The following is a 13415-nucleotide window of genomic DNA, read 5'->3' as shown; positions in this document are numbered from 1 at the left end:
ATAAAGTTTTAAAGAGCAGTGTATAAAGTTATAGAACCCATGTATGTTAGCTGGGTTCTTTTTTGCGTGTTTTTATAAAAGTTAATTTGCAGAGAAAAAAGTTTTCCACCTAATGATGTATCATTAGTATAAAGTTGTTCTTTGAAAATATAATATGAATTTTGTAAATACTTAAAAATAAGGTTTTAGACCTATCATGTCTGAACTTAAAAGGAGAGAGTATTATGGAAAGAAGACTTTATAAAGTTAGTATATCTGTAAATTTTCATAAAGAAATTGATTTAAAAAATAAGCTAAATAAAATAAATGATGATATACAAAAATTTAATGAGAGAAGTGACTATAAAAAAGTTTTGAGATTAATTACTATTGAAAACAATATTATATATTTATTAGTTATATTTAACGCAAATAAGGGATACGAAAAATTTACGCTAAGGCATGTTGTTGATTTTTTAAAGAAAATTTGCTCGTTATATAATATGGAATACAGTAAGAAGTATTTCTTTATTGAAGAAAATATAGCTTTAACTGAAGAAGATTATCGTAGTATTTCAATGAAAATAGTGTTAAATACAGGGGGAAATTACAAGGATGTTGATAAAGGCAGTGAAGAACAAATACTGTACGATAATGGAGATGAGCTAGAAGAAAATAGTGACAATTTAGATAAGGCAGGGAATAATCGTATAAATAATGAAGAAATGAGAGTGCCAAAAAGAAAATTTCCAAGTTTATCAAATGGGACTACTAGAATAGGTATTAATGAAAAAAAGGATAATATAGAATTTAAAACGCTTAAAGATACACTTAATTACCTTGATAATTTAATTGGGCAAAATCACATTAAACAAAAGATAAAGCAAATTACTTCATTTATTACAAGAAACAATGACAGGTATATTAGACTCAATATAGATAATCCGGGTTTATATTATAATGTAGTGATAAGTGGCAATAAAGGTACTGGTAAGAATACAATAGCTAAAATTTTATATCACCTTTACTATCATTTAGGGGTTATCGGAAATGGTAAATTCATTATTGTTGATAGTAGAGAAGTATGGCCAGGAAATAATTTAGATAGATTATTAGGAAACGCTCAAAGTGGAGTTGTTTTTATTAATAATGTACATCTTATATCCACTAATGATAAAAGAGGCGGAAAGGACAATTTTGATACACTTGATGAATGGATGTCAGCTTATAAATCAAATTTTGTGTTTATTCTTGCAGGTGAAGTAGAAGGAATAGGACAATTTATGAAAAGTCACAAAGTTAAAAAGCACATCCATTTCCCTTTAGATATACCAGATTTCACTGAAAATGAAGCATTAGAACTAGTTAAGCATTTTGCGAGTATAGAAAAGTATAGAGTTGATAAACGAGCATATGACACAATTGTTAATTATATTTCATATTTAAAAGGTAAAAAGTTATTTGAGAATATCTATACTTCAAGAAGAATTGTAGAGCAGGCCATTATAAATAATGGAATATATAATAACTTATCCATCCTTGTTAAGGAGAATTTTTTACTAGAGGATATAAATACTTTAGAAAAGGAGACTAAAGAAACAGAAATTGCTGATCCTGATCCATTTGAGGAATTACAAAGTCTAATAGGATTAAGTGAAGTAAAGGAAAAGGTTAAAGAGATTTCAGCTTATGTTGAAACACAGCTTAGAAGAAAAGAACTTGGATTAAAAACACAGCCTCTCTGCCTTCATATGAGTTATGTAGGTAACCCTGGTACTGGGAAAACCACTGTTGCCAGGTTAATAGGTAGAATATTTAATAAGATGGGTATTTTAAGTACAGGAAAGTTTGTTGAGGTATCTAGAGAGGATTTAGTAGGAAAATATGTAGGTCATACAGCTATAAAAACAGCAGAGAAGATAAAGGAAGCTGAAGGTGGAATTTTATTTATTGATGAAGCTTATTCTCTAGAATCTCATTCGAAAATAGACTACGGTTTGGAGGCTGTAAGTACAATAGTTAAGAAAATGGAGGATTTAAGAGGAAATTTAGTGATAATTTTTGCAGGGTACCCTAAGGAAATGTCTACATTTATCAATATGAATCCAGGACTTAGAGATAGAGTACAATTTAAACTAGAGTTTCAAGATTATAAACCTATAGAACTTCTTGAGATATGGAAAAAGTTCTTTATTGATAACCAATACGAAGTAGAGCAAGATGCCCTAGTTGAAATGGATAAGATAGTCAATAAAATCTATATAAATAAAGATTGCAACTTTTCTAATGGAAGAATAATAAGAAAATGTTTTGAACGCGCTAAAATGTATCAAGCAATTAGAATAAAGAATAATGGTTTAAATAGCGTAGAGGAATTAGTCAAAATAAATATAGATGATATAAAAAGCCTTTGTTATGATCAGGATATAGCAGTGATTCTTGAAGATTTTACTTTAAAAAAGAAAATAGGCTTTGCAATATAGGAAGTTGAGCATTATATGAAAGAAAAGCAATAATAAATAAAAAATATGTTTTAGCAGCAAAATGAGTTTTATTTGAATTTTGGCATTAAAAAATAAGTATGGATTTTGTAATGTACAAATGCCTTTATGTAAAATAATTGATAAATTATGTAATATTATAATATATATCCATATTTTGTGTTAGAATAGAATGGGTTGTATATATAGTAATTAAATATTAAAAATTTAATATTTATATATTTTAAAAGTCACATTTAAATATCGAAATTAAATGGACATGCACAAGTCTAAGAACTAATGATTTTCAGACTCTCCATTGAGTCTTGAAATAAAAGGCTGATTATTACGATTAAGCCTAAATAATATAAAAAAGAGGTGTTTACATGTCAGAGGGAATTAAAATAAATACAGAAAATATTGACCTAGATGTTAAAAAATCAATTATTCAACTTTTTAATTCAAAAGAATACCATGAATTAAAATCATATTATGATTTTAAGGGTATTTTCGATACTTTGGGTATTATGAGAAATGAGAATGTTCATAGTAATTTTTTAGCATGGATAATAAACCCAGATCAGAATCATGGACTAGGAAATTATCCAATAAGGAAATTTCTCGAAATGATAGTTATGTCATTATTTGATTGTCAGTATGCAAAAGGGAAATTAGACTTATTTCCAGAATACCTTATTGATTATATAATAACAGGCAATTATGAAATTATTGATGTGAAAATAGAAAGAGAAAAGGTTATTGACAAAAATAAAAGAATTGATATATTTATTGATTTGTCATTACAGGTTGGTTGTGAAGAATCACAAATTATTGATATGAAAATAATATTGGAAAATAAAGTTTATTCTGAAGAGCACTCAGAGCAAACAATTGAATATTATAAATGGGCAAGTAAAAATTTTAAAGAAAATAGCGAATTGGTATTTTTATACCTTTCACCAATACCTAATAGTGAGTTATATAGTTTGATTGAACAGCAGTGCCAATGTAAAAAATATATTCAAATAAATTATCAATACTTAGTTGATTATGTATTGGAGCCATGTAAAATGCAGCAATTATCACCAGAGACAAGTTCATTTCTTGATAATTATTTGAGATGCTTGAGTTACCCATCAATAGATAAAGAAGAAAATATCAAAAATGGAGGATTAGTTATGGCAATCAGCGAGAGAGAAAAAAAATTATTACTTGATTTTTGGGAAGGCAATAAGCCATTACTTTTAGCAGTGCTAAATGCATTAAAGGATAATGAAGATATTAATGAGCAAGAAAGAGAAAATATAGATAACATGATCAGTACAATATCAAAGAAATCAAATAAAGATTATGGTAAGTATTTGTTTAATGGTAATAAGTATGGTAAGGGAAGATTGGTTTTAGCTGTTATAAAAGAATATGTAAAATCAAAAAATCCTACTTTTGATGAACTAAAACATACATTTAGTGATAATATTCAAGGAAGTTCAGGCGTTTTACAGACTTTAGAAGATGCTGAGAACAAGGATTTAAAAAGATTTTTTATGAAGCCCGATGAAATACTAGTATCTTCAGACAATATTGAATTTGTGGTTAGTAATGATTGGGGAAAGCCTAATATTGATAGATTTATTAAAGTTGCTGTTGAGCAAGGATTTGAAATAACAAGAGTTGAAGAGTAAAATAATTAGCATTTTAGAAAGATATTGATAGATTCTTATTGGTATATTTATAAAAAAATAAGCATGAGTTTTTGTGGTACATGCTTATTTTTTATTAAGATTATTATGGATATTATAAGTAAAGAAAAGAATGCCCTATAACTGTAAATTTAATCTTTAGCTTATCAAGCATATAAAATTGGCTTAAAGAATAACAATATAATAGTCAATAAGAAAGTATTGATTTTGAGTTTCAAGAAAGAATTCAATAAATTTCTCAGCTATAAATGAATAAATATTAGTAATAATATCATAGCTTGAATCGTATATATGTTAGTGTCGTTTATCTATGATTTTATTAAATTTAAGTGAAAGAGGGGTTTGGAATGAAGCAAGAAGATTTGCATTATGAAGGTTTTTTTAATGAAAAAGTAGAAGAGATTTTAACTAAGTGCTCAGGTGTTAAGAAAGATATACTTGAGGAGTTTTGGAAAAGTACAAATGAGAAAGTAAATACAGATTCTAAAAAGGTTTTTCTAGATCGCCCTAAATTGGACAAACAAAATAATAGACTTACGTTTTTTTTATATTATAAGGATATAATAATGTTAAAGGTATATTTAGAAGACAGAGAAAATAATAATATTGACATAAGTCTTAGTTGGAAAAGAGTAGCGATGAATGTTACAAATACTGGTATGAAAAATATTCCTGATTTGCTAGAAGAACATAATATACACACTGAAAAGCTTAAAGAAATAATTAAAAATGTATTCCATGGTTATGACTATGAGATTAATGTAGCTACAGAAAAGAATAAGGCTAATACTTCATATAATAAACAAGAAGATAAGATGACAAGTGATATAGAAGACTTTGTAATTAAAACTATATATATAGATAGAGATAAACTAGTTAAATGTTTACTTGAATTAACTGATAAATTAACAGCAATAGTGGATTTACTAACATAAAAAATAAATTTATAAAAGTTATGTATAGGTAAAGATGCAGAAACATAATATAAGTTTATTTTATTAAATGTGATAAAATGCTCTATGGCAAAATCATAAAATGGATTTTAATTCAATATCAGGCTAAAATTCTATGAGTACAATTAAGCCATAGAAATTTTCTTTTGTAAACTTGGAGGCGTGTTTCAACTGCATTAGTTTTTTATTTAAATATTATCGCATGTTTTCGGTTCTTCCTATATATAATAAATTGTAATAATATGTAAGGGAAAGAATGTATCAATGAGTTTATCATGGAATGAAATACGTAAACGTGCGATAGAATTTTCTAATGAGTGGAAAAATGATACAAAGGAACAATCTGAGGCAAAAACATTTTGGGATGACTTTTTTAATATATTTGGAATTAAACGTAAACGAGTAGCATCTTTTGAGGAACCAGTAAAAAAATTAGGAGATAAGCCTGGATTTATTGATTTGTTTTGGAAAGGCACATTAATTGTTGAACATAAATCAAAGGGCAAAAATTTAGATAGAGCATATTCTCAAGCATTAGATTACTTTGCAGGATTGAAGGAAGAAGAGTTGCCTAAATATGTTATAGTTTCAGATTTTCTAAATTTTAGACTGTATGATTTAGAAGCTGATAGAGTATATAACTTTGAAACAAAAGAGTTGTACAAGCATATTCATTTATTCAGCTTTATTTTAGGACAAGAAAAAGAAATATATGAAGAAGAAAACGTTGTTAATATTCAAGCTGCTGAATTAATGGGAAAATTACATGATATGTTAAAGGGTACAGGATATGTAGGACATGCATTAGAAGTATTCCTTGTTAGAATTATGTTTTGTTTATTTGCTGATAATACAGAAATATTCAATTATAAGCAATTTTATCATTTTATTAAGAAAAAAACAAAAGAAGATGGATCGGATACAGGAATGTATTTATCATTATTATTTCAAGTGTTAGATACTAATTATGATAAAAGACAAAAGAACTTGGATGAAGATCTTAATGATTTCAGATACATTAACGGTGCATTATTTAGAGAACAATTTTCTATCCCTACATTTGATAAGAAAATGAGAGATATGTTACTACAATGTTGCAGATACGATTGGAGCGGGGTATCTCCTGTAATATTTGGTTCAATGTTTCAATTTGTAATGGATTCAAATAAGCGAATCAACTTAGGTGCTCATTATACATCAGAACAAAATATTTTAAAAGTTATAAATGATTTATTTTTAAATGATTTACAGCAGGATTTCTATAAGAATAAAAATAATAAAAAATATTTAAAAGAATTATTAAAAAAGATAAAAAACATAAAAATATTAGATCCATCCTGCGGTTGTGGGAATTTTCTTGTGGTAAGCTATATGGAATTAAGAAAGCTAGAGATGGAGATAAAAAAACAGATATCTATTTTAGATAATTATATACAAACAGGAATAATTGCTCAGACAATTCAAGAAGGAATAGATGTTGACTCAATGTATGGAATTGAAATTGAAGAGTTTCCTACTAGAATAGCTCAAGTAGCCTTATGGTTAGTTGATCATCAAATGAATATGAAGTTATCTCAAGAATTTGGACAATATTTTGTAAGGTTACCATTATTAAAGTCTGCAAATATATTTAATACTAATGCTTTGAGTGTAGATTGGGAAGATATAATAAAAAAGCAAGACTTAAATTATATATTGGGCAACCCTCCCTTTATTAGCAAGAAAAATAGGCTAGATATTCAAAATAAAGAGATGGAGATAGTTTTTAAAGATAAAATTAAAAACTATGGTGTGTTAGATTATGTTTGTTGTTGGTATATAAAAACCTGTGAGTATATAAAGAATACTAAAATAGAAGCAGCACTTGTTTCAACTAATTCTATAACTCAGGGTGAGCAGGTGGTAATATTATGGGACTATTTACTAAAAGAAAATATTAAGATAAATTTTGCACATAGAAGTTTTAAGTGGAGTAATGAAACTAAGAATAATGCTCAGGTGCATGTGTCAATAATAGGATTCTCTGACAATGCATCGCAAAATCATGAAAAGTTTTTATACGATTATGAAACTCCAAGTTCAACACCTATAAAAATAAAGGTAAATAATATCAATCCTTATTTAGTAAATCAAGAAGATTTTATCATAACTAGCAGAAAGCATCATTTGGATAACAATATTCCTAAAATATCCTTTGGAAATATGCCAAATGATGATGGCAATTTCTTATTTACTAATAAAGAGAAAGAAGAGTTTTTGAATAAAGAGCCTGAAGCTGAAAAATTTATAAGACCTTTTATTAGTGCAAAGGAATTTTTAAATGGGGAAAAGAGATGGTGCTTATGGCTGAATGATTGCAATCCGCAGGACATTAAACAATTGCCAGAAGTAATGAAGAGAATTGAAAAAGTTAAAGACTATAGATTAAAAAGCAAAAGAAAAGCAACAAAGACATTAGCTGAGTATCCCTATTTGTTTGGGGAAATAAGACAGCCTAATAATGATTTTATTGTCATCCCGAGGCACAGCTCGGAAAATAGAAAATATATACCTATTGCCTTTCTTAATAAAGATAATATAGTTGGAGACTCTTGCTGTATTATAAAGAATGTAACTTTATACCATTTTGGAGTGCTAACTTCTCTTATGCATATGACATGGATAAAATATGTATGTGGAAGAATTAAAAGTGATTATAGATACTCAAATACCGTTGTTTATAATAACTTTCCTTGGCCCCAAGATCCATATGAATTAAATAAAAACAAGGTTGAAAAATTAGCTAGTGAATTATTAGCAATAAGAGCTGAATATAAAAATGAATCATTATCAAACTTATACAATGCATTACTTATGCCTAAGAAGTTAAATGATATTCATAAAAAGTTAGATAGGGCAGTTGATTTATGCTATAGAAAACAGCCATTTGATGGTGAATCAAAAAGGATTGAGTATTTATTTGGGTTGTATCAGGAATATATAGTGCCATCTACATGATAAGTAGAATGAATTACCCTCAAGGACATTTGTAATTTCCCTACAAATGTCCTATTTTTATGCTAAAATATAAATAGAAAATAGGAGAATTGAGGGAAATAACAATATGAATTGTATATTTTGTAATTATGATAAAGAACTTATAATAGCTGAAAATAAATATGCCTTTGCAATAATGGATAAATTTCCAGTAAATGAAGGGCATGCTTTAGTAATACCTAAAAGACATTTTCAAAGCTTCTTTGAAGCCTCAGAAGAAGAAATAAAGGCAATTTACAGCCTTTTGCATGAAGTGAAAGAAATGTTAGATATTCAATATGAGCCTCAAGGCTATAACATAGGAGTAAATGATGGATACCACGCGGGACAAACAGTAATGCATCTCCATGTACATGTAATACCAAGGTATAGGGGAGATGTGGAGAATCCTAGAGGGGGGATTAGGAATCTTAAAAGGGCTTTGGTAGAGTATGACGGATAATAAACCATCATACTATTCATAAACTTTTTCTAGAACAATATTTTCATCAAAGCCGCCGCGAGTTTCACGTTTTTCTAGGCGTTTATTTAGAAGGTCTTCCTCAGTATAACCTAGGTTTTTACTAAGAGCAAAAATTACTTCCATAATATCTGCAAGTTCTTCTAAATTATTATCATTGTGAAACTCAGCTACTTCTTCATCAAGTTTTTTATGTAGAAGCTCAAGAGATTCATCTTTAGAAGCTATATGGGAGTCAAAGGCCTTATTAGAATTTTTTATAATTTCAGGAATTTTATCTCGAACTAATTTATTGTATATTTTCATAAGAAACACTCCTTGTTTTAATTTATAAATAAATTTTACACTTGGAGCTGTGCTCTGTCAAAGATGATAGCACTATCTTTTACAAGAAGGTGATTAAATGAATAAATTATATGAAAGTATAGAAGGAACAAATATAATAAAAGAAATAGCAAATAAGGATATAGAGTCCTTTCATAAAAACTGCATTACAGGTGACGATGATCATTTATATAAAAGATTAAAAGCTTCTATTAAAAAGGCTAACAGCATTGATATAATAGTAGCTTTTTTAATGGAATCAGGGGTAAGGCTTTTGGGAGATGATTTAAAGGAAGCTTTACAGAGAGATATTCCCATAAGAATTTTAACAGGAAATTACTTGAATATAACTCAGCCTTCAGCACTGTATCTTTTAAAAGAAATTTTAGGAGATAAGGTAGATCTTAGATTTTACAAGGATAAGAGCAGAAGCTTTCATCCAAAGGCATATATATTTGAGTACGAAGATGGAGGAGATATATTTGTAGGCTCCTCCAATATTTCAAAATCTGCATTAACCTATGGTATAGAGTGGAATTATAGAATAAGCAAGTTAAATAATGAAAGTGATTTTAAATATTATAAAGATACCTTTGAGGATTTATTTTTTAATAATTCCATCATAATAGATGAAGATGAGCTTAAAAAGTATTCTAAGCAGTGGGTAAGACCTAAGCTTTACAAGGAAATAGAAAAGGATGAAGAGCCTAAGGAAGATAAGGTAATTTTATATCCAAGTCCCAAGGAAGCACAAATAGAGGCCTTATATGAACTTAATAAAACCAGAGATGAGGGCTTAGACAAAGCTTTAGTTGTAGCAGCCACAGGAGTAGGAAAAACTTATCTTGCAGCCTTTGATTCTATGGAGTTTAGTAGGGTGCTGTTTGTGGCTCATAGAGCAGAAATATTAAATCAAGCAGAAAGAAGCTTTAAAAATGTAAGAACAAGCGCTAAAACAGGATTTTTTATGAACTCCCTAAGAGATAAGGATGTGGATATACTTTTTGCAACGGTACAGACCTTAGGTAAGAAGGATTATTTAACAGAAGAATATTTTCCACAGAATTATTTTGATTACATAATAATTGATGAGTTTCACCATGCAGCGGCAGGAAATTATCAAAATATAATAGAGTATTTTAATCCTAAGTTTTTACTGGGACTTACAGCAACTCCAGACAGATTAGATAATAAAGATGTATATGCCTTGTGTGATTATAACTTAGCCTATGAAGTGGGACTTAAAACTGCTATAAATAAAGGATGGCTAGTGCCTTTTAGATATTATGGAATATATGATGAAAGCATTAATTATGAAAATGTGGAATTTAAAAATGGAAAATATAATGAAAAAGAGTTAGAAGAAGCATTAAGCATAAATAAAAGAGCAGAGCTTATAGTAAACAATTATAAAAAGTATAAAACCAGTAGAGCACTAGGATTTTGTACTTCTAAAAAGCATGCAAAGTTTATGGCAGATTACTTTAACAGCCAAGGGATAAAAGCTTGTGCAGTATACAGCGGGGAAGAGGAAGGAAATACGGATAGAGAAGAAGCTTTAAGTAAACTTACCAAGGGAGAAATTAAAGTAATATTTTCAGTGGATATGTTTAATGAAGGTTTAGACATTCCTTCCATTGATATGGTAATGTTTTTAAGACCTACAGAGTCTCCTACAGTATTTCTTCAGCAGCTGGGCAGAGGACTTAGAAAATACGGAGATAAAAAGTATCTTAATGTACTAGATTTTATAGGGAATTATAAAAAGGCTAATTTAGTTCCATTTTTCTTAACTGGAGACAGCACTCATATAAAGGAAAGAAATGATAGAAGTTACATTCCAAGTGAAGAAGATTATCCAGAGGATTGCTTAGTTGATTTTCAGTGGCAGCTTATAGATATATTTAAAAAGATGGAAGAAGCTAATAAAAAGATACAGGATTTAATAATAGAAGATTACTACAGAGTTAAGGGAATTGTAGGTAAAACTCCTTCAAGACTTGAAATGTTTACTTACATGGACGATAGTATATATGAAAATATGAAGAAAAAGTCCAAAGAAAATATATTCAATAACTATTTAAGATTTTTAGATAAACTAAATGAGCTAACGGAGGAAGAAAAAGCTCTTTTAAATACAAAAGCAGAGGAATTTATAAATATGCTGGAAACCACAAGTATGAGCAAAACTTACAAGCTTCCAGTATTCTTAGCCTTTTATAATGAAGGAAACTTTAAAGCAAAAATAGATGATGAAGATATATATATGAGCTTTAAAAACTTTTATTCTAAAGCCTCCAATGGTATAGACCTTTTAAGACATAACTCAACCAGTAAATATAAAAACTGGGGTAAAAAAGAATACGTAAAACTAGCTAAAGATAACCCAATAAAGTTCCTACTAAAATCCACTAGTCAGTTTTTCTATAAAGAAGGAGACACCTTCTGCCTAAACAGTGAACTGGAAAGTTTTAAAGATAATAAGGCATTTTTAAAATATTTTAAGGATGCAGTAGAGTTTAGGGGAAGAGAGTTTTATAGGAGGAGATTGGGGGAGAGAGATAAATAATTCACTAGGATATAGTAAGTTATTTAAAATATTAACGATATTCTGAAACATATTTTTATTATGTAACAACCTTTAATACAACGCTATTAATAAAAACATTTGAATGTATAATTGTTTGGGGTGGAGGGAAATTTTTATGGATGTTGAAATAGCTGCTACGTCTACTATTGAAAAGCTAATATCAAGAAATTCATATCTAAAAACTTATATTGACAGTAATGATAAGACACCAATATGGGATGGAAATGTGTTTGTTTATCGAAATAAGAATTGTAACAAGAAAAATGAAGATTTAATAGGTAGAGTTCCTGTCCAAGTAAAAGGACGTGAAGTAAGTAAAATAGAAAATAATAATATAAAATTTAGAATAGATTTAGAAAGCATAAAAAAGTTTCATACAGATGGAGGAGTAATATTTTTTGTAGTCTATATTACACAAAACAATGATAGGATTTATTATAATTCTTTATTACCCCTGGATTTAGCTCGTTTAATTAAAAGATATGATCATCAAAAGACATTAGAAATAGAATTAAAGCCTACTCCAACAGAAGAGAGAGCTTTAGCAGATATATTTCTTAATTTTGTACAAAATAGAAAAAAACAATTTGGTACATTATTACCCGATTTTTTATACATTGAAGATACAGAAAATATAAAAAATCAAATTAAACAATTTAAATTTAGTTATAGTACAGTCGAACCTAATAAATCAACATTTTTTAAAGAATTGACGACACGTGATATATATGTGTATATGGAACCAAAGGGAATAGGAAATCCAATACCAATTGAAAAGATTAGTAATGCAATAATAAACATACAGCAAAAATTTGAAATAGCATTGAAAGAAAAGGTTTATTATAAAGATGCATATGTGCAATGGGAAAACGGAGTTCCGAGTATAATATGTGGAAAAGCAATTCGAATAATAATGCCTAATAGTGAGAATCCTGGATACTGTGATTTTAATCTCAAAATTGATTTTAAAGGCACATTGAATGAAAGAATAAGAGATTTATATTTTTTGAGAGATATGATAGAAAATAAGGAATTTTGTATAAATACACAAGTACTTCAATTTCAACATTTTAATTTAAACGAAGAAAAAGAACTCTATGAAAGAATTGATAGGTTAAATCTCATAAAAAAGCGTTTGAAATTTTATGGAGTAAAAACAGATTTAAATCTGGATAAAATTACAGAGGAAGATTATATTAAATTAGACATAATAACAGAAGATTGCCCGTCTATTAAAAAATATAATATAAATTTATCAGAATCGCATTTAGTAAAAATGAGAATAGCTAATATTCTCATTATGCTAATGATAGAAGAAGATAAAAGGAATGGGTGCTATAAAATTAAAGACTTCTTCACAAGCAACTGGAGAGTCACTTATGTATTAAATGAACCAACAGAGAATATAGAGCTCAGTCAATTTCTAATTTTAGATGAGGAAAGCCTATTAGCTGATAATATTGATGCACAAGAAATTATAAATGATATTAAAAGGTATCATAGTAGAAATATAGATATTGGGTATGTAAATATGTTTTTATTAGAAGTTATTAAAGCATATGATAGAAATAGTGCTCAACAGGGACAATTAAGGTATCTAATGAAAAGTTTATCTGAATGGCTGTATGAAGAAAGTAAGGAAGATTACATATTTATAAATCTTGCTCAAGTTAAGCATAGGTTAGGAGAATTACGTAAATGTGATGTAGATAAAATAGAAGCCATAAAAGAAACTTATAATGACAACATAGAGATGTTAGTTGCAACTTTTATCTTATTAGATAAAAAAGAAGAAGCAAAACACTTAATCGATAAAATGAACGATAGGGAAAAAGAAACATTTATAAGTTATCCTATTTACCATCTCTTGAGAAATGGTGATATAAATTAACA

The 13415-nt window shown here is 28.2% G+C and carries 8 protein-coding genes; 7 read left to right on the top strand and 1 reads right to left on the bottom strand.

Features of this window, described 5'->3' with window-relative positions:
* Positions 1-224: 224 nt before the first annotated feature.
* From DP68_RS13255 to DP68_RS13235, 5 genes are all read left to right on the top strand, one after another.
* Positions 225-2462, top strand: coding sequence for an AAA family ATPase (locus tag DP68_RS13255; protein ID WP_035310307.1), 2238 nt, complete (start codon positions 225-227; stop codon positions 2460-2462).
* Positions 2463-2845: 383 nt separating this feature from the next.
* Positions 2846-4141 (top strand): PD-(D/E)XK nuclease family protein, encoded by a 1296-nt coding sequence (locus tag DP68_RS18985; RefSeq protein WP_052085799.1) that lies wholly within the window; start codon positions 2846-2848, stop codon positions 4139-4141.
* A 365-nt stretch (positions 4142-4506) separates the two neighbouring features.
* A complete protein-coding gene (locus DP68_RS13245; RefSeq protein ID WP_035310306.1) occupies positions 4507-5094 on the top strand; it encodes a hypothetical protein in 588 nt (195 codons plus the stop codon).
* A 282-nt stretch (positions 5095-5376) separates the two neighbouring features.
* The gene (locus DP68_RS13240) at positions 5377-8109 is read left to right on the top strand and encodes a DNA methyltransferase (protein ID WP_035310305.1); all 2733 of its coding nucleotides are present in this window, start codon (positions 5377-5379) and stop codon (positions 8107-8109) included.
* 88 nt (positions 8110-8197) lie between these two features.
* Positions 8198-8590 (top strand): HIT family protein, encoded by a 393-nt coding sequence (locus DP68_RS13235; RefSeq protein ID WP_291549245.1) that lies wholly within the window; start codon positions 8198-8200, stop codon positions 8588-8590.
* Between the two features lie 12 nt (positions 8591-8602).
* Here DP68_RS13235 and DP68_RS13230 read toward each other — a convergent pair whose 3' ends face one another.
* On the bottom strand, positions 8603-8914 hold the full coding sequence (locus DP68_RS13230; protein ID WP_035310301.1) for a nucleoside triphosphate pyrophosphohydrolase: 312 nt from the start codon (positions 8912-8914) through the stop codon (positions 8603-8605).
* A 97-nt stretch (positions 8915-9011) separates the two neighbouring features.
* Here DP68_RS13230 and DP68_RS13225 point away from each other — a divergent pair, with 97 nt between their 5' ends.
* Entirely contained in the window at positions 9012-11501 is a 2490-nt protein-coding gene (locus DP68_RS13225; RefSeq protein WP_035310298.1) for a DEAD/DEAH box helicase family protein, read from the top strand.
* Between the two features lie 136 nt (positions 11502-11637).
* Positions 11638-13413: a hypothetical protein gene (locus DP68_RS13220; protein ID WP_035310296.1), complete on the top strand. Its 1776-nt coding sequence runs from the start codon at positions 11638-11640 to the stop codon at positions 13411-13413.
* Positions 13414-13415 lie beyond the last annotated feature (2 nt).

Origin of the sequence: Clostridium sp. HMP27 (genome assembly GCF_000765165.1) — a bacterium.
Taxonomy (GTDB): Bacteria; Bacillota; Clostridia; order Clostridiales; family Clostridiaceae; genus Clostridium_AK.
The sequence above is the reverse complement of the archived record's forward strand: the minus strand, read 5'-3'. Positions and strand labels throughout refer to the sequence as shown.

Bases quoted from the DNA above. Each gene is read 5' to 3' on its own strand.
- DP68_RS13255 (WP_035310307.1), top strand. From the start codon at position 225: ATGGAAAGAAGACTTTATAAAGTTAGTATATCTGTAAATTTTCATAAA.
- DP68_RS18985 (WP_052085799.1), top strand. From the start codon at position 2,846: ATGTCAGAGGGAATTAAAATAAATACAGAAAATATTGACCTAGATGTT.
- DP68_RS13245 (WP_035310306.1), top strand. From the start codon at position 4,507: ATGAAGCAAGAAGATTTGCATTATGAAGGTTTTTTTAATGAAAAAGTA.
- DP68_RS13240 (WP_035310305.1), top strand. From the start codon at position 5,377: ATGAGTTTATCATGGAATGAAATACGTAAACGTGCGATAGAATTTTCT.
- DP68_RS13230 (WP_035310301.1), bottom strand. From the start codon at position 8,914: ATGAAAATATACAATAAATTAGTTCGAGATAAAATTCCTGAAATTATA.
- DP68_RS13225 (WP_035310298.1), top strand. From the start codon at position 9,012: ATGAATAAATTATATGAAAGTATAGAAGGAACAAATATAATAAAAGAA.
- DP68_RS13220 (WP_035310296.1), top strand. From the start codon at position 11,638: ATGGATGTTGAAATAGCTGCTACGTCTACTATTGAAAAGCTAATATCA.